We start from the raw sequence: 25,699 nt of genomic DNA, 5'->3' as shown, positions 1-25,699 counted from the left end.
CCGGCATCGCTGGCCCACTCGGTCAGCCGAGATACCTGACGATCCAAATCCGCGCGCTGATCATGCGACGAAACCCGCGCATACAACACCACACGCTGCCGACGAGCCGATGTGGTTGTCCGACACCGAACTCGACGGCGGCCCGTCATGGTCGGAGACACCCGAGATGCTCACCGGGCCGCCGACCGCGGGCATGGGGCCGATAGCGGGCTTCTCGGCGCGTCCCACCGTCGGCAGCGTATTGCGCGTGGAGCCCCGCCGGTTCAAGATGCCACGCCCGTCGCTCGGCGGCTAGTACGTCGGTTACCTGAACCCGGACCGTCCATGCACAGAAAGGGTGCCGGTGCTTGATTTCGGGATACTGCCTCCCGAGATCAATTCGGCCAGAATGTATTCCGGGCCGGGCTCGGGACCGCTGCTGGCGGCCGCGTCGGCGTGGGCGGCGCTCGCCGCACACCTGGAACTGTTCGCGGCCGGTTACTCCACAGTGCTGTCGGAGCTGCTGGACGCCAGCTGGTCGGGCGCCGCGGCCATCGCCATGGCCAGCGCCGTCGCACCGTATGCGGCCTGGGCGCTGACGACAGCGGCCCAGGCTGAACACATCGCCAATCAGGCTCGGGCAGCGGCGGCCGCGTACGAGGCGGCCTACGCCGCAACGGTGCAGCCGGAAGTGGTCGCGGCCAACCGCATCGTGCTTGCAACACTGGTGGCAACCAACTTCGTCGGTCAGAACACCCCGATGATCGCCACCACCGAGGCCGCCTACATGGAGATGTGGGCTCAGGACGCGGCAGCGATGTGCTGCTATGCCGCTTCGTCGTTGGTGGCCACGCAACCGGTGCCGCTCAGCGCTCCGCCGCAGAGCACAACTGGCGGCGGACCAGCCGACGAGATGGCCGCGGCGGCGCATCTGGTTTCCACCTCGACCGCCGAACACGGCAAACTGTGCGATATCATGGCGCAGCTGCTGCAAACCCTTGCCGCAGCGGGGCATTCGGGCTCTTGGTGGATGTTCTGGCCGGCCTTGTTGCTTGCGCTCGTCAGCGACTTCAATACGCTCACCGGCCCCGCGAATCTTGCTGCCGCCCTCAGCCGCACCGTCACCTCCGCGGGCCGATTCGGTACCGGGCTTTACCGCTCCGACGTCCAGGCCGAAGCCAAGGCCATTCCGATTAGCCGGGCGACCACGGTGCGGGCCGGACACAACGGTGTGGTGCTTGCCCGGGTGGGGCGCGCTGCGGCGGTGGGACGCTTGTCCGTTCCGCAGAGCTGGACGGCGGCTATCTCGCAGCCCAGCCTTGGCGACACGCCGCAGCCCCGCGGAACCGGTCTTCGCGCTGTTCCGGGGGGCGCCGCAGACTCACCGCACGGCATCTCCAACCGGCTGCCCGGCATGGGGCCGATGACCGGCAACGTCGCCCGACGCACCGGCACCCCGGTGTTGCGGACGGGGCGTCGCCGTTTCACGATGCCCCGTCCGCTATCCGGCGGATAGCCCGGTGCACTGCGTACCGCCGGCGAGCACATGTGACCGTTATCGTCTGCCGACCTGTTGCGCTGCTCCGGCGTCTCCGGCATCCGGATTCGTCGGTGGCTCCTGCACCACGTGGTAGCCGGGGTCGAGCATCCACATGGGCCGATTGCCGCTTTGGCGGGCCTTGCCGATGATCCGCAACAGCTGGCCCGGCTGGATGTCGGCGCCGCCGCGCCCATCGCGGAACGCGATGCGGATGTCCCCGCTCTCGTCGCCCACCAGGATCCATCGCTGGGTTCGGCCGCGTTTGCTGATGTCCTCGACCTGACTGACCCGCCCTTCGATGGTCGCGCGCTGCCCGGGAATCAGCCCTGCCACGGTGATCACCGACGACGGCCGCTCGGGATGCTCGTAGGCGTAGCCGGCCGACCCGTCGCCCCGGTAAACCCACGCTTCGAACCTGTCCAGGACCCGTGCCACCCGTTGCTCGAAGCCGCCCGGGTAGGCCTCCTTGATGCGGGACTGAACGTCGTAAGGCACGATCGTGGCCGCGGCGTCGGGAATCAGGCTGACAGCCCGGGCGATCTTGTCCGCGGTGCGGTCGTGCAGCAGCCGCCCCAGCACCGGCGCGAAGGTACGGCGGGGCAACAACACCGTCACGTTGGTGTCTGGATGTTCATCGCGCGCTTGGGCAACCAGCAGCTGCGCCGCCCGGTTGATGCGCCGATCCGGACAGTCCACCACCCGCAACGGGGTGTCGAGGTCGAAGTGATCCCAGCGCTCGCGCAACTGCGCCGCGTGGGCCGCATCGACCATGAAATGCACCGCGATCAGCTCGTCGGCCCGAAGCCCTTTTCCGTACCGCAATGCCTCGAGCACCGACAGATCGACCGAGCTCACGAAGACATACACCCGGTGCCGGGCATACTTCACCACCTCGGGACGGTCGGTCCGGAACATCTCGAGAATGGCCGCCTCGGCCCGGTATTCGCGGTTGAGCCGCATCAGGACGAACACCAGTATCGGAAACACGACGACGACCAGCCAGGCACCCTCGGTGAACTTCGCCACCGCGAAGATGCCCACCACGACTGTCGACAAGATTCCCGCCGACAGGTTGATCGCCAGCCGGTAGCGCCATCCGGGTTCGCGTTGGGTCAGATGGTGTTTGGTCATCCCGTAGCCGGCCATCGAGAACCCGGTGAACACGCCGATCGCGTAGAACGGGACCAGCGCGTTGACCGACCCGCCGGTGATCACCAGCAGCGCCACCGAGAGCGCCGTCAGGGTGATGATGCCGTTCGAAAACACTAGGCGGTAACCACGTTTGGTCAGCTGACGGGGCAGGAACCGGTCTTCGGCAACGAAACTAGCCAGCGCCGGAAACCCGTTGAAGCTGGTGTTGGCGCCGGTGAACAGGATTGCCGCGGTTGACGCCTGGACCAGGATGAAGAAGACGTGTCCGATCACCCCGGTGCCGAACACCGCTCGCCCGATTTGGGAAAGCACCGACGGATATTCAGTGCGGTAGGGCGTGGCGTGGGTGGCATAGGCAAGGTAGGCCACACCGGCCAGCAGGAAACCGAGAATACCGGCCATCGTGGTGAGAACCCGACGAGCATTGCGGCCCTGAGGTTTCCGGAATACGTCGACGGTATTGGAGATCGCCTCGACGCCGGTCAACGACGAACCGCCGTTGGCGAATGCGCGCAGCACAACCAGGATGGTTGCACCCATCACCAACCCGTTCCCTTGGTGGACGGGGACCGTCCCCGGCAGTTGCGCGGGATCGTATATCGGTAATTCCCAGAATATTTGGCGGATGACACCGGTGATGATCGTCAGGGCGATCATGATGACGAAGAAGTACGTCGCCGCCGCGAAAGGTAGTCCGGCTTCACGCATCCCCCGCAAATTCGCATAACAGATGACGATCACCACCCCGACCGTGATTTCGAGGCTGTAGGGCCCCAGCGCCGGGATGGCCGACACCACCGCGACCGTCCCGGCCGCCGACTGCACGGCCACGGTAACCACGTAGTCGATGAGCAATGCCGCCGCGGCGATCTGCGCGACCCGCGGCCCGAAGTTCTCTCGCGCCACGATGTAGGAACCACCGGCCCGCGTGTAGGCGATCACGACCTGCCGGTACGAAGCCGTGACCAGCACCAGGATCAGCAGGATGACGCCGGTGATCGGCAACAGCAACGCGAAGGCCGCCAGCCCGGCGCGGGGCAGCAGTTCGATCAGGATCTGCTCCGGACCGTAGGCCGTCGACGAGATGGCGTCCGGCGAGAGTGCGCCCAGCGCAACGGGATTCGACAGTTTCTCGGATGTCAGGCTTTCGGTGATGAGCGGTTTGCCCAGAAAGACCCGCTTGACTATGTCGCCGAGCGACACCGGGATAGCCGGCTTGGCGGCCGGATTACCAGCCAAAGCGGTCACGACCACTCCTTACCCAACGTGCAGCGTTGACGAAGCATTCGATGCATTCTGCCAAGACGGTGCTTGCTTGAGGGTTGGTTAGGGTGAGCACTCGTGGAGCCTGGCCGTGACCTGCACTCCCGGGGCTTTGCCGGGGAATGGCGACGGTATCAGCAGCAGGCATTGGACGCGTTCGACACCGATGTCGCCACGGGCGACAACCGGTCGTATCTGGTGCTGCCGCCGGGCGCCGGTAAGACGATGATCGGACTGGAAGCCGCACGCCGGGTGGGACGGCGCACCTTGGTTCTGGTTCCCAACACCGCGGTGCAGGCACAGTGGGCCGCGGAGTGGAACACCAGGTTTCCGTCACCGGACCCGGCGGCGCCGGCATGCGGAACCGACCGCACCCTGACCTCGGCGATGAACGTGCTGACGTATCAGTCCCTGGCGGTCATCGACGGCGAAACGGATGCCACGGTGCGGCGGGCGATCCTGCGCACCCGCGACCGGCAAGCCTTGCTGGGCCTGCTGCACCCCAACGGCCGGGCGCTGATCGAGCGGGCCGCATCGCTGGGACCGTGGACGCTGGTGCTCGACGAATGTCATCACCTGCTGGCGACGTGGGGGGCGCTGGTCGGGGCGTTGGTGTCGGTGCTGGGACCGCGGACGGCGCTGATCGGGCTGACCGCGACCCCGGCGACCGCGCTCACCGAGTGGCAGCGCGCCCTGCATGACGAGCTGTTCGGCACGGCCGACTTCGTCGTCCCCACACCTGCCCTGGTCAAAGAAGGCGACCTGGCCCCCTATCAAGAGCTGGTCTACCTGACCGGGCCAACCCCGGAAGAGCAGGCCTGGATGGCGACCGAGCACGCCCGCTTCGCCGATCTCATGCTGGCGCTCGTCGACCAACACGTGGGCAGCATGTCGCTGGCCGCCTGGCTGCGGACCCGGATCGTGGACCGGTCGACGCGCGACGGCAACCAGATCGCGTGGTCGACGTTCGAGCGCGCCGAACCCGCCCTTGCCGCAAGCGGGTTGCGCTTTGCCTTCGACGGCCTCATCCCGCTACCCGACGGCGCCCGCCTGCGCGAGCAGCACCGGGTTTCGCCCGACGCCCACGACTGGGTCACCGTGTTGACCGACTTCGCCGTCGGCCACCTGCAAGACAGCGGCGATCCGCGTGACGCGCAGGCGCTGACCGCGATCAAACGGGTGCTGCCCGGCCTCGGTTACCGGCTCACCAGTCGCGGGGTGCGAGTGGCGACCTCACCGGTGGACCGGGTATGCGCGCTGTCGGAGTCGAAGGTCGCGGCGACGACCCACATCCTCGATGCCGAGGACGCCGTGCTCGGGGCGCGGTTGCGGGCCCTGGTGCTGTGCGACTTCGAATCGATGACCGCCACGCTCCCCACGTCGCTGAAAGGGGCACCCGTCAACGACCTGTCCGGGTCGGCACAGCTGGTCACCGCGATGCTCGCCGCGTCCGACAATCGACGCGGCACCCCGCTGCGTCCCCTGCTGGTGACGGGTCAAATCTTCGCCTGCCCGGCCGCGATCGAAGACGACCTGATCGCCTTCTGCACCGCCCGGGGCGCGCTGGTGCGCACCGAGACGCTGCAGGCCCATCCCGGGTTGCGGATCGTGCGCGGCAACGGCAACTTCGGCCCCCGCACCTGGGTCACGCTGGCCACGGAATACTTCACGACCGGACGCGCCCGCGTGCTGGTCGGCACCCGCGCCCTGCTGGGCGAAGGATGGGACTGCGCGGCGGTCAACGTCACCGTCGACCTGACCAGTGCGACAACCCCGGGAGCGATCACCCAGATGCGCGGCCGGGCACTGCGCAAAGATCCCGGCGACGCCGAGAAGGTGGCCGACAACTGGTCGGTGTGCTGCGTCAGTCCCGATCACCCTCGCGGTGACGCCGACTACCTGCGTCTGGTGCGCAAACACGACGCGTACTTCGCCGCAGGTCCGCAGGCGGTCATCGAGTCGGGTGTGACGCACTGCGACCTGGCGCTGTCGCCCTACGGGCCGCCGGCGGCCGACGCCGGCGCCATCACCGCCCGAGCCCTGCAGCGTGTCGCCGAACGCGACCAGGCCAGGGCCTGGTGGCGGATCGGGGAGCCCTACCAGGGAACCGATGTCGCGACCATTCGCATCCGCTCCCAGCGCTCGCCGGGTGTCGCCGCACCTGCCATCCCCGCGTCGGCATTGGCCATACCCTTACCGGGGCAACGCAATCCGCTACGCGCGGCCAGGGCCGCCGTCGCCGGCCTGTCCCTCGTCGGCGCGGCCAGCGGCGCCGCGGTTGCCGGCAGCAGTCTTGGCCCGCTCGCCGGTGCCACCACGGCCGGAGCCGTCTTCGCGACCAGCGCCGGCGTGCTCGTGGCTGCCGCCGGAGCCCAAAGCCGTCGGCTGGCCCACGCACCCAACGCTTTCGAGCAGCTGGCCGCGGCCGTCGCGGACGCGCTGCGGGCCGGTGGCGGCGCCGACCGCGGATCCGACGCGCTGCGAATCACCGTGGATCCCGACGGCTGGATCCGCTGCGAACTCGGCGGGGTGCCCACCGAGCAGTCGCAGCGGTTCACCGCCGCCCTCGACGAGCTACTGGCACCACTGACCGAACCGCGCTACCTCATCGGACGCAAGATCCTCACCCCGCCCACCGGCCGTGTCGCCCGTGGGCTCTTCGCGGCCCGTGCCGTCGTCGGCCTGCCGCTGCCGGGCGCCGTCGCGTGGCACTCCGTACCGCAGTGGTTCGCCCGGCGCAAGGACCGACTGGAGTGTCTGCTGCAGTCCTGGCGACAGCACATCGGCCCACCGCGGCACCTGCGAGCCGACTCCCCCGAGGGCCAGGCCATCCTCGAGCTGTTCCGCGGCGACAACCCGCTGGCACTCACCACCCAGCTGCGCACCACCTGGCGGTGAGCCGGTTCAGCTGAGCCGCTCTATCGCGGCGGCGATGCGGTCGTCGGTGGCGGTCAGCGCGACCCGCACGTGCTGCCCGCCGCGCGGTCCGTAGAAATCACCGGGTGCCACCAGGATGCCGCGCTCGGCCAGCCATGCGACCGTGTCGTGGCACGGCTCGCCGCGGGTGGCCCAGAGGTACAGGCCGGCCTCGGAGTGGTCGACGGCGAAACCTGCCGAGCGCAGGGCCGGCAACAGTGCGCCACGCCGGCGCGCGTAGCGCTCCCGCTGTTGCTTTTCATGGTCATCGTCGTCCAGGGCGGCCACCATGGCAGCCTGCACGGGTGTGGGCACCATCATCCCGGCGTGTTTGCGCACCGCCAGCAATTCGGCGACCAATGTCGCATCCCCGGCGACCAAACCGGCCCGGTAGCCGGCCAGCGACGAGGTCTTCGACAGTGAGTGCACCGCAAGCAAACCGGTGTGGTCGCCGTCGCACACCGCCGGATGCAGCACCGAGAACGGCTGAGCGTCCCAGGCCAAACCGAGGTAGCACTCGTCGGAAGCCACCAGCACGCCTCTGTCGCGGGTCCAGCCGACGACCTTGCGCAGATGATCGAGCCCGAAAACCCGTCCGGTGGGGTTGCTCGGGGAGTTCAGATACAGCAGTGCCGGGGTTTGCGGTCCGAGCTGGGTCAGTGAGTCGGCTCGCAGCACCTGCGCCCGGGCCAGCCGGGCGCCGACGTCGTAGGTCGGGTACGCCAGCTCGGGCACCACGACCATGTCGCGCGGACCCAGCCCCAGCAGCGTCGGCAACCAGGCGATGAGCTCTTTGCTGCCGATCACCGGCAAGACCGCCGACTCGGCCAGCCCGGTGATGCCGTAGCGGCGGGCCAGCGCCGAAACCGCGGCCTCACGCAGCCGCGCGGTCCCCGCGGTGGCGGGATAGCCCGGCTCGGAACCGGCGGCCGCCAACGCTTCCCGGATCAGCGGCGCGACCGGGTCCACCGGGGTACCGACGGACAGGTCGACGATGCCGTCCGGGTGGGCGGCGGCCCGCGCTTTCGCGTCGGCCAGTGTGTCCCACGGAAAATCCGGCAGGGATGCCGACACCCGGCGGCCAGGGCGCGGAACTGCGTACCTGGTCAGTCGCCTTCGCCCTGCGGTAGCAAATCCTTGACCACCTGCGGGTCGTTCTCGGTCATCCCCACCTTGGCGGCACCACCCGGGGACCCCAGCTCGTCAAAGAAGTCGGCGTTGATCTGCGTGTAATGGCTCCACTGGTCCGGCACATCATCTTCGTAGTAGATAGCTTCGACCGGGCACACGGGTTCGCAGGCACCACAGTCGACGCATTCGTCGGGGTGGATGTACAGCATCCGGGCACCCTCGTAGATGCAGTCGACCGGGCACTCCTCAATGCATGCCTTGTCCTTGATGTCGACGCAAGGTTCGGCGATCACGTACGTCACGGACGTCTCCTCAACGTGTACTGCAGATACTGCTCAGTGTAGGGCTGTTGCTTGCCTTACCGCGGGCCCCGGGCCGCTGATCGGCGAAGCGTTCGGTTACTGATACTAGACGTAGCACATACACGTCAATCAACTGGCACGCCGGTCAACCCACGGCCGGTCTGCACCGCGCCGCGCAGCGGCCAAATGACATTTATGCTGCCCCGGTGGGCTGGCCCACGCGGTCGTCGCGCCGGCGACCGGTTCGATGAGCAGCTCGACTACCGCAGGAGTACCCGTTGACGAGCCAGTACCCGAACCTGTTGTCGCCGTTAGACCTCGGTTTCACCACGTTGCGCAACCGGGTGGTCATGGGTTCGATGCACACCGGGCTGGAAGACCGGGCCGGCAGTATCGACCGGCTCGCCGAGTACTTCGCCGAACGCGCCCGCGGCGGCGTTGGACTGATCATCACCGGCGGCTACGCACCCAACCGCACCGGCTGGCTGCTGCCGTTCGCCTCGGAGCTGGTCTCTTCGGCCCAGGCCCGCGGGCACCGCCGGATCACCAGCGCCGTCCATGATGCGGGCGCCAAGATCCTGTTGCAGATCCTGCACGCCGGACGCTATGCCTACCACCCGCTTTCGGTCAGCGCGTCGTCGATCAAGGCTCCCATCAACCCGTTTCGGCCCCGGGCGCTGTCGGCGGGCGGTGTCGAGTCCACCATCGCGGATTTCGTGCGGTGCGCGCAGCTGGCCGGCGCAGCCGGCTACGACGGTGTCGAAATCATGGGCAGCGAAGGGTATCTGCTCAACCAGTTCCTGGCACCGCGCACCAACAAGCGCACCGATTCCTGGGGCGGCACACCGGCCAATCGCCGCCGGTTCCCGGTGGAGATCGTGCGTCGCACCCGCGCGGCGGTGGGCGCCGACTTCATCATCTGTTACCGGATGTCGATGGCCGACTACGTCGAGGATGGCCAAAGCTGGGACGAAATCGTTGCGCTGGCAACCGAAGTGGAAGCTGCCGGCGCGACCCTGATCAACTCCGGTTTCGGCTGGCACGAGGCCCGGGTCCCGACGATCGTCACCTCGGTACCCAACAGCGCGTTCGTCGACATCAGCAGCGCCATCGCCGAACAGGTCAGTATTCCGGTGACGGCCTCCAACCGGATCAACATGCCTCAGGCCGCCGAACACATTCTGGCCGAGACCCCGGTGCGGTTGATTTCGATGGCCCGGCCGCTGTTGAGCGACCCGGAATGGGTGGCCAAGGCGGAGTCGGGCCGAGCCGCGGAGATCAACACCTGCATTGCCTGCAACCAGGCCTGCCTGGACCACGCATTCGCCAAGAAAGCGGTGTCGTGCCTGCTCAATCCACGGGCGGGACACGAGACGACGTTGGTGTTGTCGCCGACGCGGCGGGCCCGCTCGGTGGCCGTGGTCGGGGCCGGTCCGGCCGGTTTGGCGGCGGCGGTCAACGCCGCCGCGCGGGGCCACCGGGTCACGCTGTTCGAGGCCAACGACTTCATCGGCGGACAGTTCGATCTGGCCCGCCGCATCCCGGGCAAAGAGGAATTCAGCGAAACGATCCGCTACTTCTCGACGATGCTCGACAAGCACGGCGTCGCGGTCCGGCTGGGCACCCGGGCGACCGCCGACAAGCTGACGGGCTACGACGTCGTCGTCCTGGCCACCGGTGTGGTGCCGCGCATTCCGGCCATTCCCGGGATCGACCACCCGCGGGTACTGACCTATGCCGAGGCGATCACCGGCGCCAAGCCGGTCGGGAAGGCCGTGGCGGTGATCGGCGCCGGGGGCATCGGGTTCGACGTCACCGAACTGCTGGTCACCGACCATTCGCCGACTTTGAACCTGAAGCTGTGGAAGGAGGAGTGGGGCGCCGCGAACCCGCCGGAAGCCCGCGGAGCGCTGACCACGCCGCGACCGGCCCCGCCGGCGCGCGAGGTCTACCTGCTGCAGCGCACCAAAGGTCCGCAGGGCACGCGGCTCGGCAAGACCAGCGGATGGGTACACCGGGCATCCGTGCGGGCCAAAGGCGTCCACCAGCTTTCCGGGGTGAACTACGAGCGGATCAGCGACGACGGCCTGCACATCAGCTTTGGCGCGCACCGGCAGCGGCCCCGGGTGCTGGCAGTGGACACCGTGGTGGTCTGCGCCGGCCAGGAGCCGGTCCGGGACCTGGAGGGCGCGCTGCGACGCGGCGGTGTCGACCCGCACATCATCGGCGGTGCGGCGGTTTCCGCGGAGCTGGACGCCAAGCGCGCCATCGAGCAGGGCACCGAGCTTGCCGCCCGGCTGTGACCCGGCCGGGACCGGCAGGGATCAGCATGGACCAGCAGGCCCGATTTCACTGAGCGTGAAATCGCCTTCATTAGGGCGTTGACCTGCGGATAGTTACGCGGGGAAGGATCTTCTCGATAAGACGTTTGATATGAGTTAGCCCACGGAGGCTGCTAATCTTGACCGAAGACGGCAACCCGCTGGGCAGACGCCGTCGACGTCTTGTTGGCGGTGCAATAACTGGGAAGGTGTCCGAACATGAGGCTGTCGTTGAAGGGACTGACTGTCGCTGCCGGCGCGTTGGCATTGTCGCTGACCGCTGGCGCCGGAGTCGCGTCCGCAGACCCGCTGGACGCGGTCATCAACACCACGTGTAACTACGGCCAGGTGATGGCGGCGCTGAACGCCACCGACCCGGGGGCCGCTGCGCAGTTCAGCGCCTCGCCGATCGCGCAGGGCTGGCTGCATTCGTTCCTGGCCGCGGCGCCGCCGCGGCGCGCGCAGATGGCCGCGCAGGTGCAGGCGATGCCGGGGGCTGCGCAGTACGTCGGGCTGGTCGAGTCGGTCGCGGCGTCCTGCAACAACTACTGATTCTGAGCTTGCGGGCGTAGCGCCACGCGAGACTCCCATCCGGGGATCTTGCGTGCGCTACGCCCGCGCTCTTATGCGCTCAGGTGCGGCCAGCGAGGCGTAAGTCGTGGTGCGCTGGCGCGCTGGCCGGCCTATCCCCTCGGCGATGGCCACCAGTTCGGCGACGGTCTTAGCCGAGCCGTGTTCGGAGCCGGCCATCCGTGAGATCGTCTCCTCCATCAGCGTGCCGCCCAGGTCGTTGGCGCCGCCGTTGAGCATTGTCCGGGTGCCGTTGTCCCCGAGCTTCACCCAACTAGTCTGAATGTGGGCGATGCGGCCGTGCAGCATGATCCGCGCCAAGGCGTGCACCGCGCGGTTGTCGCGCTGCGTGGGCCCCGGCCGCGCCGCCCCCGCCAGATACAACGGTGAATTCTGGTGGACGAACGGCAGCGGCACGAACTCGGTGAAGCCGCCGGTGCGGTCCTGGATGTCACGCAGCACGGTGAGGTGGGCGATCCAGTGCCGCGGGGTGTCGACGTGCCCGTACATCATGGTCGACGACGACCGTAGCCCCACTTCGTGTGCGGTGCTCACGATCTCGACCCATAGCGACGTCGGCAACTTGCCCTTGGTGAGCACCCAGCGCACCTCGTCGTCCAGAATCTCGGCTGCGGTGCCGGGAATGGTGCCCAGCCCGGCCTCGCGCAGGCTGATCAGCCACTCGCGAATGCTCAGCCCGCTCTTGGTCACGCCGTTGGCGATCTCCATCGGCGAAAACGCGTGCACGTGCATTTCCGGCACCCGGGCCTTGACCGCGCGCACCAGATCGGCGTAGCCGGTGACCGGCAGCTCCGGATCGATGCCGCCCTGCATGCACACCTCGGTGGCACCGGCGACATGGGCCTCCCAGGCGCGCTCGGCGACTTCGTCGACCGACAGCGAGTACGCGTCGGCGTCGCCTTTTCGCTGGGCGAACGCACAGAACCGGCAGCCGGTGTAGCAGATGTTGGTGAAGTTGATGTTGCGGTTGACCACAAACGTCACGTCATCCCCAACGGCATCGCGACGCAACGAATCCGCCAGCGCGGTAACAGCTTCCAGCGCCGGACCGTCGGCGGTGGCCAAGGCGAGGTATTCCTCGTCGGTGCAGCCGGCGGGGTCCTGTTCCGCCGAACGCAGTGCGGCAAGGACATCGGTGTCGATGCGCTCGGGAGCGCGAGCCGCCAGATCGTGCACCTGCGAACGGATGGATTCCCAGTCGCCGAAGGCGCTGTCGAGGTCACTGCGAGCTTCGGTGCTACGGCCCTCGGTGTCGATCGCCGCGTTGAGATCCACCCGGCCGGCAGAAGCCATGTCGTCGGGCTCCTGCCACGGCATGCCCACCGGCTTGACGTCACGAGCGAAGCCGGTCGCCGGGTCGGCAAGGGCCGCAACATGTCTGCGCACCCGCGGGTCGATCCAGGCCGCGCCCGCCTGCACATACCTGGGCTGTGCGGTCAGCCGTTGCACCAAGTCGTAGCCGGCCTCCGAGGTGACGGCGGCCAAGTCATCCAACGCGGGCCAGGGCCGTTCCGGGTTGACGTGGTCGGGTGTCAGCGGGGATACGCCGCCCCAGTCGTCGACACCGGCGGCGATCAGCGCCAGGCAGTCGGCCCGGGACACCAGGTTCGGTGGCGCCTGAATGCGCATGCCGGGGCCGAGGACCAGCCGCGCGACCGCCACCGTCGCCAGGTAATCGTCGATCCCGGCGTCGGGAACAGCAGCCATGGCGGTGTGCTTCTTGGCCCGGAAGTTCTGCACGATTACTTCCTGGACATGGCCGAACTCCTTGTGCGCCTTACGAATTGCATGCAAGGTATCGGCGCGTTCGGCCAGCGTCTCGCCGATGCCGACCAGCAGACCGGTAGTAAACGGGATGGAGAGCCGGCCGGCGTCGGTCAGGGCGCGCAGCCGCACCGCGGGGTCTTTGTCCGGGCTGCCGTAGTGAGCCAGGCCCTTGGTTTCGAACAACCGCCGCGATGTCGTCTCCAGCATCATGCCCATCGACGGGGCCACCGGCTTGAGCCGCGACATCTCCGACCAGCTCATCACCCCGGGGTTGAGGTGCGGAAGCAGTCCGGTTTCTTCCAGCACCCGTATCGCCATCGCGCGCACGTAGGACAGCGTGGAGTCGTAGCCGCGTTCGTCGAGCCACTCCCGCGCCTCCGGCCAACGATCCTCCGGACGGTCCCCGAGTGTGAATAATGCTTCCTTGCAACCCAGTTCGGCTCCACGCCGAGCCACGTCGAGGATCTCGCCGGGTTCCAGGTACATCCCGGCGCCGTGGGCGCGCAGCTTGCCCGGAACGGTGACGAACGTGCAGTAGTGGCAGGTGTCGCGGCACAGCTGGGTGACGGGCATGAAGACCTTGCGCGAGTAGGTGATCGGCAGCCGGTCCCCGGGGCCGCGCCGCCCGGCCGACTCCAGACCCGCGTCGCGTACCCGCGCCGCGCTGGCGCACAGGTCGGCCAGTGCGGCGCCGCGCGCCGTCATCGCCACGGCCGCCTCGTCGAGGTTCAGCGAGACCCCGTCTCGAGCCCGCCGCAGCACCCGCCGCAGCCCCGACGCATCGGGTCTCGGCGGCACCACGGGGTGAGGCAGAGCTGCGGACTCCTGGCGCGAAGTCAGTGGCACGTTGGTACAACTTCCGTCCGCGCGTCAACGGTCCGAAACTCGGCGGGTGCCATATTCGCAACAGTAGCGGCAGGACCGGGCCCGCCACTGACCGGCCTGGGCTGCGTCTTGGCCGATCCACCACGATTAGCACCCGATCGAGATACGCTAGCCAGACCACGGTGGAACGGGGGTGCAGACGCGATGTGGTATCTGGCCGCGACGCCCGAGGCGCTGGTCGCGGCGGCCTCGAATGTCGCCGGCATCGGTTCGGGAATCAGCGCGGCCAACGCGGCGGCGGCGGTTCCGACGACCGGTGTCGTCGCGTCAGCCGCCGACGCCGTCTCGGCGCAGGTCGCCGCACTGTATTCGGCACACGGTCAGGTGTATCAGCGGCTCAGCGCGCAGTTGGCGGCATTTCACGACGAGTTCGTACAGGCCCTGAGCGCCGGCGCCAACGCCTATGCGTCGGCCGAGGCCAACGCCGCCAAGACCCTGTTGGGGGCGGTGAACGCGCCCGCCGAGAAACTGCTGGGGCAACCGTTGATCGGGCCCACGGGCCTGGTGCCCAACGCGGTGAGCCCGGCGCCCAGCGCCTTGTTCGGTGCGCTGGGCTCCACCGCGCTCGGTGGGAACGCGGCGGCCGGCGCGCTGACGCTGCCGCCCACCGGCGGACTCGGTGCTCTCGCGGGCAGCGGCGCGCTGCTGCGGCCCTTGGCCGGCGCCGCCGCGGCTCCGGCGGCGGTCATACCGGTGTCGGTGGCCACTGCCATCGAGAATTTCTATCTTTGGGCCGAGCCGTGGGTGCAGTGGGGCTTCAGCGTCGCCTCCTGGGCGGCAGGTTGGGTGCCGTATCTCGGGATCTTGGCGCCGCAGATCAACTTCTTCTACTACCTGTTCGAGCCGATGGTGCAGAGCGGCCTGTTCAATACGCTGGACTGGCTGGACGGGACGATCACCTTCAGTCAGGGGCTGAGCAACTTCTGGTCGGCCACCACGGCGTCGGTCAACCAGTTCATCAACACCGAGATCAGCTGGATCCGCGGCTTCCTCCCGCCCTGGCCACCGCTGCCGTAACCGGCCGTAACGGTCAGGGGTGGATTCGGCGCCGCCACAGCACCCATGCCGGCGGCGCGACCCCCGCCCCGATGAGGATCAACGCCCCAAAGGCCATCAGCCCTCGCCCACCCAGGACGACGTCGTCACCCGGACCGCCCAGGCTCAACACCGCCACCGTCAGCAGCCATGTCCACAGCGGCAACGCGGCCACGCGCGGCGACGTGGTCCATCGCGCGGCCGCCCACACCAGCGCGGCATTGACCAGTCCGCTGATCACAGCGCTGATCGGGAAGGGCACCGAACCGATGTAGGACGGCAGCAGCAGAGCCCCGGCTAGTGCGGATAACACCCCGTCGACGGCCAGCAACGCCAAGACAACGACACGTATCGCGGGGTCGGTGACGGCGGTCTCTTCACCCGAGACGGCGCGCGGCTGAGTATCGGTCAGGTTGGGACGCTGTCGATCTGGGAGAGGATCGAGCCGATGACCCACTGCAAGCTGTCCAGCCGGTCCTGCCAATGCTGCAGGTTAGGGTCCAGGTCGGGGTCCATGCGAATTCCTTCCGTGGCTGCCTGCAGCCTACGTGCCGTAACCGGTGAAGCCCAGACCGGCGAGCAGATCTGTTTCCCAACCACGTTCATCGCGGTCCCCCGCGACGCCGGCGGCGAGCACATAGTGTTCCTGAGCCGCGATCGGCAGCGCCATGTTGTTGGACAGGGCGCAGGCCCGGCCGGTCGGGCCGACGGTGACCTGGGTGGCGTGTGCCGCCAGCGCCGCGGCCTTGGCGGCCTGAGCATGCGGGTCCCCCTCGACGATGGCGTCGATCCGCTCGTCCGGAAAGGCGAAGGACACGTCGTCCGGTGGCATCACCCACTCGGGCCGCAGATCTTCGGCGGCCAGGTCCTGCTTGGCCGCGCGGAATGCGCTGAGCCCGAAGACAGTCCAGTAAACCTTCGGCACCGTCCACGGGTCGCCCGGGAAGTCTGAGGTGTGCGCTGCGGCCACTGCGGCGGCGGTGACTTTGTGGGTATGCACGTGGTCGGGATGTCCATATCCGCCGCCGGGGTCGTAGCTCACCACGACATGCGGGCGGACCTCGCGGATGATCCCGACCATCGCTCCCACCGCCTCCCGTTTGTCGGCATCGACGAATCTGCGCTTGCTGCGCTGCTCGGTGCCGGCCATCCCGGAGTCACGCCAACGGCCCGCGCCGCCCAGGTAGCGCGGTCCGCTCACCCCCAGCAGCTGCAGTGCGGCGGTGAGTTCGGCAATGCGGTAGCCACCGAGTTGATCGGCGTGGTCGGCGGCGAGTTGAGCCCAGCGATCGCCGATGACCTCGCCCTCCTCACCGAGCGTGCAGGTGACGACATGGACCACTGCGCCCCGAGCGGTGTAGTGGGCGATCGTTGCACCGGTGCTGAGGCTTTCATCGTCGGGGTGGGCATGCACGAACAACAGCCGCGGCGTCTCAGGCATCGGCTAGCACCCTAGCCGCCCGGTGCCGCAGCATCCAGCCCCAACCAATGGCCCACCGCAACCGGACCGAACGCGCCTCCCTACCGGCCCGTGACGAGGCCGGCGAGGTCGGCGGCGACCATCAGGCTCTGGTCGAAAGCGCCTGCCAGACCGCCGATTTGACCGCCGTTGAACACCTGGGCCCCGCTGCCGGCGAGCAGGCTGGAGGTGAAGTTTGCCGGCACCGGTGCGCCCACCACCGTGTTGAGAGCCTGCTCGCCGGTGCCCACCAGCAGGTTACCGACGTTGAAGCTGCGGTTGATCACCCCGTTGAGCGCACTGTCGGTGCCGAAGAACCGCTGCTCCAATCCCACCTCGTTGGTCACCAGCCAGCGGTTGAAGCTCAGGTCGTTGTTGACCAGATTGGTGTTGAAATTGATGTGAGCTGTTTCGAGTTGCTGCATGGGGCTGCCCGGCGAACTCGCCGCCAACGCCTGGCCCGGGGCGCTGAGCAGATTCTGCGCCGCCTGCATCGCAGACGCATTGGCGGCCTCGGCGCTGGCGTACAGGTTCGCGCCGGCGTTCAAGGCCCGCACAAACTGGTCGTGAAAGTGCGCGGCCTGGGTGCTGAGCGCCTGATATGCCTGGCCGTGGGCATTGAACAGCGACGCGAGCGCTGCCGACACCTCGTCGCCGTCAGAGCGGCCGGTATCCCCGTCGTAGCGGCTTCTGCGGCCATGTTGACCGCGCTTATCGTCGAACCAATTCCCGCCAAATCCGTTGCGTGCTCGGGACCGTACCGAGGACGAAACCGCCTGCCGCCGAGAGCCTTACCGGCCGGGCCGATTGCCGTCCCGCAACCCTGGAAGCGGCCGCACGCAGGCCCGATGCTGAACGGCCGGCTCCAGGAGCAACAAATAGGAACGGGAGCGGCTACTATCACACCATGTCCCAGCTCACCCAGGACCGGTCGAACGTCCGCAGTCGCCGGCGCGGCGAAGTGCTCGAACGTGCGCTGTATGCGGCCGCGTTGGCTGAGCTGGCGGCGGTCGGGTACGGCGGCCTGACGATGGAAGGGATTGCGGCGCGCGCTCATACCGGCAAGGCCGCACTGTATCGGCGCTGGGCCAGCAAGCATGACCTGGTCCACGCCGCGCTGCAGTACGCTGTGCCGCCCCTGGAGGACCCGCGCCCCGGCCGGTCGGCGCGCGAAAACCTGTTGACGGTTTTCACCGCGCACCGTGACGTGCTGGCCGGTAAGACCGATTTTCCGGGCCTGGAAATCATCGGTCAACTGATCCACGAACCCGAACTGCGCGCCATCTTCACCGACGCGGTGATCGCTCCGCGCCTGAAAATCGTCGAGTCGATACTGCAGGCCGCTGTTCGCGACGGCCAGATCGATGCGGCCCTGCTCACCCCGCTGACGGCACGGGTCGGGCCCGCCCTGATCAACCAGCACGTCATGTTGACCGGAACGCCGCCGAACCGCAGAGAGCTGGAACTCATCGTCGACACGGTGATCCCGCGAAAGACGTCTCAGACGTTGTAGTTGCCGACAACTGACCGCCGCGGTCAGTACGTTCCGTCGTCGACCTCGCCGCCGCCGCCGATCTCGCTGCCACCGCCGGTTTCGCCGCCACCGCCGGTTTCGCCACCGCCGCCGAGAACCAGGCCGACCAACTGGTTGTCGAGCATCAGTTTCTGCTGCACCGCACCCAACAGGCCGCCGACCTGACCGTCGCTGAAGACCTGCCCGTCACCACCGATGATCAAATCGGCCGCGTAAAAACCTGTCGGAGCAGGTGCGCCCAGGACAGTGTTGACCAATTGCTCGCCGGTACCCAACGCCAGATTGCCCATGTTGAAGGCGCGGTCGAGGATCCCGTTGAGGGCACCGTTGGTGCCGAAAACGGCCCGTTCCAAGCCCATTTCACCCGTAACCAGCCGATGGTTGAGGGCAAGTTCGGCGCCGATCAGATTGGCGTTGAAGCCCATCAGCCCGTGCTCCAGCTGTGCCACGAATCCAGCCGGGGCGCCCAAGACGGCCTGCGCGGGCGTCGGATCGACGCCCAACGCCACCAACGCGGGCGTCACCACGCCACCGGTCAGGCCGATCAGGTTGGCGTCCAGCATGAGTTTTTGAGCGATCGCGCCCGCGATACCGCCGAGCTGGGCTTGGCCCTCCAGCGAGCCGCTTCAGCCGTTTCGATGCAATCCGTTAGTAACAATTTGCCACTCGGGCAATGCGTGCGGGTTCCCGCGAGCGGTCCCGTGATCGCGGCGAAAAGGGCTACCGCCCACAGGTTTACCCGAAAGATGCTTTCCGGAGATCCGCTATGGCCTGGTCTTGACCCATTGGCCGGCGTCGCCGACGATGCCGACCGGCACCGCGCCGGACAGGCTGACGTTCTGCACGCTCGGGCCGGCCGCGACGATCGTGGTGTCCTGCAATATCGGCAGCACGGTCGACATATTCCACAGTCGCGGTTCGATTGCGGTGATCACGTCGTTGATGTTCTTGGTGCCGTTGAGGGCGGCGTCGATATTCGACTCGATGCTGCGATCGCAGATCCCGGTGAGGTTCGACGGCGCCTTGACCAGCGCGCCCGGATCGGCCGGCGGGCCGGGCTGCGGTGCGGGCGTGACCGTGTCGGGGGCCACGGTCGGCGTAGCGCCGGTCGGGGCAACCGCCGGCGAAGCCGGTGGCGGGACCTGGGTGGCCTGCAGTGCGGGACAGCTGTAACGGGAGGCCAGCAATGTGGCCAGGTTTCCGCCGGCTTGGCGCCAGCCGACGATGGCGTCAATCCGGTTGTCGTTCAACGCATCCCGGTAAAGGATGACCGGGTCCAGGGCCAGCACGGTCGCGTCGATCCCAACGTTGCGCAGTTGGTCGGCGGCCGTGTTGGCGACGGCCACCGACGTCGGGTCGTTCGCCGCCACCCCGATGACCAACGACAGCTGTTTGCCGTCCTTACTGACCCGGCCCCGGATCACTTCGGGCGGCCCGGTGCTCACCGGTGTGGTCGAACCCGGTCCCGGCGGCGCGGTCGACGCCGAGGTGTTGCTGTCGATCTCATATCCGGATGCAGCCAGCAACCCCAATGCGGTGGTGGTCGTCATCGCCGGTGGCGCGGTCGGCACATAGCCCGGGTCGCTGGGCGAGCGGATCTGCGCCTGGTCCAGGGTCACGGTGTTGTCGCTGCCGGCGCCCACCGCGGCCAGCAGGTCGATGTCCAACAGCCCCAGGATCGCCTTGCGGACTTGCGTGTCGGCCAGCTTCGGCACGTTTGCCCGCAGCGTCAGCTGCATGACCCGCGGCGTCACGATCCGCGCGGTCCGCACATCCGGAATGGCCGACAACTGCGCGAAGGCCGCCGAGCCGCCATGCACCTGCGCCACCTGCGTGTCGCCGTTACGCACCGAATCGGCCAGCGCCGCGGGTGCCCCGGCCCGCCGGAAGAGGATCAGGCCGGGTTTGGCCGGTGGCCCCCAGTACCGGTCGTTGCGGGCGATCAGGATCTCGTCGCGCTGCGGGTCGATGTTCTCCACCCGGAACTGCCCGCCGGTGACGGGCAGCGCCCGGGCCAGCCCCGCGGCGAAACCGCCGGGCACGTCCTTGACGATGTGCGCCGGCAGCAGGTTGTTGAACAACTCCCGCCAGGCCGGGTATGGCTGCGCGAAGGTCACCACGGCCTGCTTGCCGCCTTCGAGCGACTGCACACCGGTGATCAGGTCATAGCCGGCGGGATCGACGACACCCGGCTGGCTGACCATCTGCCGCCACAGGTACCAGAAGTCGTCGGCGGCGATGGGCGCGTTGTCGGTCCATTGCGCCTCGGGCCGGATCTTGTAGGTCACCGTGAACGGGTTTTCGCTGGTCACATCCGCCGACACCAACAACGTCGGGTCCATCTCCCAGCGGGAGCCGGTCGGCGAGTTGGGGTCCGGCAACGGGCGGAACGCGCTGGGCAGCACCAGCGCACTGATCGCCGCGTTCACCGGCGACAGATCCGAGAGCAGATGTGGATTGAACCCGGCGCCGATCGAGTCGATGCCCATGATGATCTGGGTGGGGTGCGGCGGCGGCGGCGGCGTGACGTGCGTGGTATCGGTGCTCTGCGGCGCCGGCGGCGGGCTCACCGTGCAACCGGACAGCGCCACACCCAACGTCGAAATCAGCACGCCGACCATCACCAGGACATGACGGGCTCGGTGCAGCACGCCCATCAGGGTATCGAGCTGGGGGTACCGCCCGCCCGCGACCGTAACGTCATGGCGAAAAACCGGGCCGGATTTCGCCGTGGCGTTACGCTCGCGCGCCGCGGGCGACCCCAAGCTAACCCCGGGCCTTGGCCCGCGCCCGGCTGCGGGCCCGGGAGGTGGCATCCAGCTCGACCTTGCGGACCCGCACGATCTCCGGGGTAACCTCGACGCATTCGTCGGGCGCGCAGAACTCCATGGCCCGCTCCAGGTCGAGTTCGAGCGGCTTGGCCAGGGTTTCGATGACATCCGCGGTCGACGACCGCATGTTGGTCAGCTTCTTCTCCCGGGTGACGTTGACGTCGAGGTCCTCCGGGCGCGGGTTGATGCCGACGACCATGCCCTCGTAGGTGTCCTGGCCGGGCTCGACGAAGAACTGGCCGCGATCGGCGAGCTGCAGCAGGGCGAACGGGGTGATGGTGCCGGACCGGTCGGAGACCAGCGATCCGGTGTGGCGGGCCCGGATTTCCCCGGCCCACGGCTTGTACCCGTCGAACACCGCATGCCCGACGCCGGTGCCGCGGGTCTCGGTGAGGAAGTCGGTGCGCCACCCGATCAGGCCGCGGCTGGGCACCACGAAATCCATCCGGACCCAACCGGTGGTGTGGTTGGCCATCTCCACCATGCGGCCCTTGCGCGCGGCCATCAATTGGGTGACCGCGCCGACGTATTCCTCCGGGCAGTCGACGGTCATCGCCTCGAACGGCTCGTGCAGCTTGCCGTCGACGGTCTTGGTCACCACTTGCGGCTTTCCTACCGTCAATTCGAAGCCCTCGCGGCGCATCTGCTCGACCAGGACGGCCAGCGCCAGCTCGCCGCGGCCCTGCACCTCCCAGGCGTCCGGCGCGCCGATGTCGAGGACCCGGATCGACACGTTGCCCACCAGTTCGGCGTCCAGCCGGTTGCGGACCATGCGGGCGGTGAGCTTGTGGCCGGGCACCTTGCCGGCCAGCGGCGAGGTGTTGGTGCCGATGGTGACCGAGATGGCCGGTTCGTCGACGGCGATCCTCTGCAGCGCAACGGGATTCGTCAGGTCGGCCAGCGTGTCGCCGATCATGATCTCGGGAATGCCGGCGACCGCCACGATATCCCCGGCCGCCGCAATCTCGGTCGGATTGCGTTCCACCCCTTCGGTGGCCAGCAATTCGGTGATCTTGGCAGTGGCGGTGCCCGCTTCCCGTATCCAGGCGACCTGCTGGCCCTTGCGGATTCGTCCGTTGTAGATGCGGATCAACGCCAGCCGGCCCAGAAAAGTCGACGCGTCGAGGTTGGTGACCAGCGCCTGCAGCGGCGCGTCCGGGTCGCCGTGGGGCGGCGGCACATGCTCTTCGAGGACCTCGAACAGCGGATCGAGGTTGTCGCCGTCGGGAACATGGCCGTCGAGCGGCTGGACGGTGCTCGCCACCCCGGCGCGTCCGGATGCGAACAGCGTGGGCAGGCCCAGCGCGTGCTCGGCGGCCGCGGCTGCTTCGTCGTCGAGATCGCTGGCCACGTCCAGCAACAGGTCGTGACTGGCCTCGACGACCTCGGCGATGCGCGCGTCGGGCCGGTCGGTCTTGTTGACGACGAGGATCACCGGCAGATGGGCGGCCAGCGCCTTGCGCAGCACGAACCGCGTCTGCGGCAGCGGCCCCTCGGACGCGTCGACCAGCAGTAACACCCCGTCCACCATGGACAGCCCACGTTCCACCTCGCCGCCGAAATCGGCGTGTCCGGGCGTGTCGATGACATTGACCACAGTCACGGTGCCATCGCTGTTATGGCGGTGCACGGCGGTGTTCTTGGCCAGGATGGTGATGCCTTTTTCCCGCTCTAGGTCGCCGGTGTCCAGCACGCGTTCCTGCAGCCCACACCGTTCGGCCAGCGCGCCGGACTGCCGCAGCATGGCGTCGACCAGCGTGGTTTTGCCGTGGTCGACGTGCGCGACGATGGCGACATTGCGGAATGGCACGTCGGTGATTGTGGCAGCCCGGTGGCCGGTTCGCGAAAACCAGCATCCGGCCTTAGAGCAGCCTTAAACAAACCTCGCTCGAACATCGACTCTGCGTGCAGCGCTGCTGAGGGCCGTTCCCCGGCGCGCTGTGCGCAGCCCCGGCGCGCTGTGCGCAGTCTCGGTACCCGCCGACAGAGACGCGGTTACCAGCCGCGTCGGCGCGGCGCCGAGCCGACCAATTCGTCGTTCGCGGCGACGTCGCGGCTGCGGTAGACGATGTAGGGCCTGAACAGGTAGGCGACCGGGGCGCTCAATACATGCACCAACCGGGTGAACGGCCACAGCGTGAACAGCACCATCCCGATCAGGGCATGCAGCTGGTAGTCCAACGGTGCGTTGATCATCACTTCCCCGTGCGGCTGGAACAACCAGATCCGCCGGAACCACATCCCGACCGTGTAGCGGTAGTGGAACTCGCCGCCGTGCGGCCCCGTCCCGATCAGGTCGCAGTAGAGACCCACCACGATGGCCAGCACCAGCACCACATACATCACCTTGTCGCTGCGGGTGGTGGACGCCGACACCGCCGGACGGGTGAACCTCCGGTAGATCAGCAAACCAACGCCCAGCAGCGTCGCAAAGCCCGCCATCGATCCGGCGATCACCGCTTGCAGGTGGTAGACGTAGTCGCTGACATGGAGCGCCTTCGTCACCCGCGGCGGGATGAACAACCCCATCACGTGCCCGGCGAACACCGCCAGGATGCCGAAGTGGAACATCGGGCTGGCGATGCTCAGCAGCCGCGACTCGTAGATCTGCGAGGAGCGTGAGGTCCAGCCGAATTTGTCGTAGCGGTATCGCCACCACAGGCCGACCACCAACACCGCCAGCGTGACGTAGGCGGTGATGTCCCAGAACAGCACGTTGCTAAACATCGGGCCCTCTTTCTTGACGACGGGGCGGCACGGTCAAGGTAAACGGTTGCAGCCCAACGGCTTCCGCGGGCGGTCCGGCTTCGTAAAGTTGCCGAGCCAGACGCCGCGCCCGGCGCACCTCCTGGTCGGTGGCGGCCGGCAACGTCTCGCATACCGCCGCCACGGTGTGCTGGTACGGCGACTCGGCGTCGGCTAACGCGGACCGCAACACGTCGATCGGGATCCGGTGCTCGGTCAACAGCCGCCGTCCCACCTCGGGTGCGACGGTCGCGGCGAACTCGAGCACGACGGGCAGGTGGTCCGGCGCCTCGCTGCGCGGCGGCTCCACACCCGCCGCCCGATACGCGGTGGCGAAGGCCAGCATCTCCCGGCCGCGGTTGCGGGTGTCCCCTGCCGTCCAGTACGTCAGATACATCGTGGCGCGCCGGCGCATGTCGAATGTGGCGACGTAGTCCATGGCGGCGGCCATCGGCTCCGCGGCACGCAGCGCGGCGACGGTTCGCCCGAGCAGCTCTGCGACAGTCCCATCCAGGTGCGCCAACAGGCCTTCGACGGTGTCCAGGCGCTCGGTCAGCCCGTCGTCGGGGTAGGCCAGCAGCAGTGACGCCGCCTGCCACACCAGCCGGTCGCGCAGCGCGGGTTCGCGGGATCGGGAGCGCAGCTTCATCGCTGCTGCTTTTCCGGGAACATCCCGACCGGCGGCTGGTCGCCGTCCCAGGTCAGCAGGTCCACCGGGGTCGAACGCTGTTGGGCATGGAACGTCTGCACCGAGACGGGCACCGGTGCGCCGTCTTCGTACATGCCGGGGCCGCCATCGCCGGTCAGCGAGCAGCCCATCTGCTCCAGCTCGCGGGCCTGCGGGCTGAACGCCGTTGGAATGACGTACCGCTCTTCGTACTTCGCGATGGCCAGCAACCGATACATTTCGTACATCTGTTCTTCGGTCATCCCCACCGACTGCGGAATGTGGGGCTGAGTGTCCCGACCGAGATTGATGTCGCGCAGGTAGGAGCGCATCGCCGCCAGCCGTTGCAACACGGCTTCCACCACGGCCGTGTCGCCGGCGGTGAACAGTTCGGCCAGGTATTGCATCGGGATGCGCAGCGCCTCCAGCGCACCGAACAGGTTCCCCAGCTCTTCGCCGTCGTGACCGTCGCGGCTGACCGCGTCGACCACCGGCGACAGCGGTGGGATGTACCAGACCATCGGCATCGTCCGATATTCCGGGTGCAACGGCAGCGCCACTTGGTAGGTGTTGATCAGCGCATAGACCGGAGAGCGCTGCGCGGCTTCGATCCACTCCTTGGAGATACCTTCCGCGCGCGCACCGGCGATGACCTCAGGGTCGCATGCGTCCAACAGGATTCGCCGTTGCGCCTGATACAGATCGGTGTCGTTTTCCACCGACGCAGCCTGCAGCACCCGGTCGACGTCGTAGAGCACCAGGCCCAGGTAGCGCAGCCGGCCCACGCAGGTCTCCGAGCAGATGGTCGGCAGGCCGACCTCCATCCGCGGATAACACAATGTGCACTTCTCGGCCTTGCCGGTCTTGTGGTTGAAATAGACCTTCTTGTAAGGACATCCGGACACGCACATCCGCCAGCCGCGGCAGCGGTCCTGGTCGACCAGCACGATGCCGTCCTCGCTGCGTTTGTACATCGCACCCGACGGGCACGACGCCACGCAGGACGGGTTGAGGCAGTGCTCGCAGATCCGGGGCAGGTAGAACATGAAGGTCTCTTCGAGCTTCAGCCGGACCTCTTGGTTGACTTCGTTGACCTTCTTCAAGATCGGGTCTTCGGCCAGGATCTCGGGCGAGCCGGCCAGATTGTCGTCCCAGTTCGGCCCCCACGACACCTTCATCGTTTTGCCGCTGATCAGGCTTCTGGGCGCCGCGGTCGGAAAGGTGTCACCCGCCGGTGCGGCGGTCAGGTTTTCGTAGTCGTAGGTCCACGGCTCGTAGTATTCGTCGATGGTCGGCAACTTCGGGTTGGCGAAGATCCGCAACAGCTTGTGGAAGCGGCCACCGTCACGCAGCCGCAACCGGCCCTTGTTGTCCCGTATCCAGCCGCCGCGCCAGCGCTCCTGGTCCTCGTAGGTGCGCGGATAGCCTTGTCCCGGCCGGGTTTCGACGTTGTTGAACCATACGTACTCGGTGCCGGCGCGGTTGGTCCAGGCCTGCTTGCAGGTGACCGAACAGGTATGGCAGCCAATGCATTTGTCGAGGTTCATCACCATCGCCAGTTGCGCCATGACTTTCATTGTC

At 67.8% G+C, this 25,699-nt stretch carries 18 protein-coding genes and 2 pseudogenes; 6 read left to right on the top strand and 14 right to left on the bottom strand.

Annotated features, from left to right (window positions below):
* Window positions 1–95, bottom strand: a pseudogene (locus CDN38_RS20435) (recombinase family protein); the annotation flags it as partial.
* A 248-nt stretch (window positions 96–343) separates the two neighbouring features.
* On the opposite strand from CDN38_RS20435, the gene CDN38_RS20425 reads away from it, so the two are divergent.
* Window positions 344–1,495 carry a PPE family protein gene (locus tag CDN38_RS20425; RefSeq protein ID WP_099319441.1) on the top strand — a complete coding sequence of 384 codons (1,152 nt, stop codon included), beginning with the start codon at window positions 344–346 and terminating at the stop codon, window positions 1,493–1,495.
* Window positions 1,496–1,534: 39 nt separating this feature from the next.
* Here the strand turns inward: CDN38_RS20425 and CDN38_RS20420 are convergent, their stop codons facing one another.
* A complete protein-coding gene (locus CDN38_RS20420; RefSeq protein WP_099319440.1) occupies window positions 1,535–3,910 on the bottom strand; it encodes an APC family permease in 2,376 nt (791 codons plus the stop codon).
* 102 nt (window positions 3,911–4,012) lie between these two features.
* Between CDN38_RS20420 and CDN38_RS20415 the strand changes: the two genes are divergently transcribed.
* Window positions 4,013–6,832: a DEAD/DEAH box helicase family protein gene (locus CDN38_RS20415; protein WP_075509951.1), complete on the top strand. Its 2,820-nt coding sequence runs from the start codon at window positions 4,013–4,015 to the stop codon at window positions 6,830–6,832.
* A 6-nt stretch (window positions 6,833–6,838) separates the two neighbouring features.
* Here CDN38_RS20415 and dapC read toward each other — a convergent pair whose 3' ends face one another.
* Window positions 6,839–7,924, bottom strand: coding sequence for a succinyldiaminopimelate transaminase (gene dapC, locus CDN38_RS20410; protein WP_075509952.1), 1,086 nt, complete (start codon window positions 7,922–7,924; stop codon window positions 6,839–6,841).
* 32 nt (window positions 7,925–7,956) lie between these two features.
* Window positions 7,957–8,283, bottom strand: a complete 327-nt coding sequence (gene fdxA / locus CDN38_RS20405; protein WP_075509953.1) for a ferredoxin — start codon at window positions 8,281–8,283, stop codon at window positions 7,957–7,959.
* Between the two features lie 278 nt (window positions 8,284–8,561).
* Here fdxA and CDN38_RS20400 point away from each other — a divergent pair, with 278 nt between their 5' ends.
* The gene (locus CDN38_RS20400; RefSeq protein ID WP_075509954.1) at window positions 8,562–10,586 is read left to right on the top strand and encodes an NADPH-dependent 2,4-dienoyl-CoA reductase; all 2,025 of its coding nucleotides are present in this window, start codon (window positions 8,562–8,564) and stop codon (window positions 10,584–10,586) included.
* Window positions 10,587–10,823: 237 nt separating this feature from the next.
* Entirely contained in the window at window positions 10,824–11,156 is a 333-nt protein-coding gene (locus CDN38_RS20395; protein WP_075509955.1) for a hemophore-related protein, read from the top strand.
* A gap of 57 nt (window positions 11,157–11,213) precedes the next feature.
* Here CDN38_RS20395 and CDN38_RS20390 read toward each other — a convergent pair whose 3' ends face one another.
* On the bottom strand, window positions 11,214–13,808 hold the full coding sequence (locus CDN38_RS20390) for a bifunctional FO biosynthesis protein CofGH (protein WP_075509956.1): 2,595 nt from the start codon (window positions 13,806–13,808) through the stop codon (window positions 11,214–11,216).
* 183 nt (window positions 13,809–13,991) lie between these two features.
* On the opposite strand from CDN38_RS20390, the gene CDN38_RS20385 reads away from it, so the two are divergent.
* Window positions 13,992–14,864 carry a PE family protein gene (locus tag CDN38_RS20385; RefSeq protein WP_075509957.1) on the top strand — a complete coding sequence of 291 codons (873 nt, stop codon included), beginning with the start codon at window positions 13,992–13,994 and terminating at the stop codon, window positions 14,862–14,864.
* A 13-nt stretch (window positions 14,865–14,877) separates the two neighbouring features.
* Here CDN38_RS20385 and CDN38_RS20380 read toward each other — a convergent pair whose 3' ends face one another.
* The 3 genes and pseudogenes from CDN38_RS20380 to CDN38_RS33100 all read right to left on the bottom strand — a co-directional run.
* A complete protein-coding gene (locus CDN38_RS20380) occupies window positions 14,878–15,339 on the bottom strand; it encodes a hypothetical protein (protein ID WP_075509958.1) in 462 nt (153 codons plus the stop codon).
* Window positions 15,340–15,426: 87 nt separating this feature from the next.
* Window positions 15,427–16,323: an N-acetyl-1-D-myo-inositol-2-amino-2-deoxy-alpha-D-glucopyranoside deacetylase gene (gene mshB, locus CDN38_RS20375; RefSeq protein WP_075509959.1), complete on the bottom strand. Its 897-nt coding sequence runs from the start codon at window positions 16,321–16,323 to the stop codon at window positions 15,427–15,429.
* A 467-nt stretch (window positions 16,324–16,790) separates the two neighbouring features.
* Window positions 16,791–17,077 (bottom strand): annotated as a pseudogene (locus CDN38_RS33100) (PE family protein); the annotation flags it as partial.
* A gap of 171 nt (window positions 17,078–17,248) precedes the next feature.
* Between CDN38_RS33100 and CDN38_RS20365 the strand changes: the two are divergent.
* On the top strand, window positions 17,249–17,854 hold the full coding sequence (locus CDN38_RS20365) for a TetR/AcrR family transcriptional regulator (RefSeq protein WP_036414531.1): 606 nt from the start codon (window positions 17,249–17,251) through the stop codon (window positions 17,852–17,854).
* A 23-nt stretch (window positions 17,855–17,877) separates the two neighbouring features.
* Here the strand turns inward: CDN38_RS20365 and CDN38_RS29635 are convergent, their stop codons facing one another.
* The 6 genes from CDN38_RS29635 to narH all read right to left on the bottom strand — a co-directional run bounded on the left by CDN38_RS29635 (window position 17,878) and on the right by narH (window position 25,695).
* Entirely contained in the window at window positions 17,878–18,438 is a 561-nt protein-coding gene (locus CDN38_RS29635) for a hypothetical protein (RefSeq protein ID WP_075509961.1), read from the bottom strand.
* Between the two features lie 201 nt (window positions 18,439–18,639).
* The gene (locus CDN38_RS20355; RefSeq protein WP_075509962.1) at window positions 18,640–20,532 is read right to left on the bottom strand and encodes an ABC transporter family substrate-binding protein; all 1,893 of its coding nucleotides are present in this window, start codon (window positions 20,530–20,532) and stop codon (window positions 18,640–18,642) included.
* Window positions 20,533–20,641: 109 nt separating this feature from the next.
* A complete protein-coding gene (gene typA / locus CDN38_RS20350; RefSeq protein ID WP_075509963.1) occupies window positions 20,642–22,516 on the bottom strand; it encodes a translational GTPase TypA in 1,875 nt (624 codons plus the stop codon).
* A 185-nt stretch (window positions 22,517–22,701) separates the two neighbouring features.
* A complete protein-coding gene (gene narI / locus CDN38_RS20345; RefSeq protein ID WP_075509964.1) occupies window positions 22,702–23,433 on the bottom strand; it encodes a respiratory nitrate reductase subunit gamma in 732 nt (243 codons plus the stop codon).
* Window positions 23,426–24,100 (bottom strand): nitrate reductase molybdenum cofactor assembly chaperone, encoded by a 675-nt coding sequence (gene narJ / locus CDN38_RS20340; RefSeq protein WP_075509965.1) that lies wholly within the window; start codon window positions 24,098–24,100, stop codon window positions 23,426–23,428. Before narJ ends, narI begins: the two co-directional genes overlap by 8 nt.
* Window positions 24,097–25,695, bottom strand: a complete 1,599-nt coding sequence (narH, locus tag CDN38_RS20335) for a nitrate reductase subunit beta (RefSeq protein WP_075509966.1) — start codon at window positions 25,693–25,695, stop codon at window positions 24,097–24,099. Before narH ends, narJ begins: the two co-directional genes overlap by 4 nt.
* Between the last annotated feature and the right edge of the window lie 4 nt (window positions 25,696–25,699).

The organism is Mycobacterium ostraviense (assembly GCF_002705925.1).
GTDB lineage: Bacteria > Actinomycetota > Actinomycetes > Mycobacteriales > Mycobacteriaceae > Mycobacterium > Mycobacterium ostraviense.
Note: the sequence above shows the minus strand (reverse complement) of the source record. Positions and strands in the feature narration are given on the sequence as shown.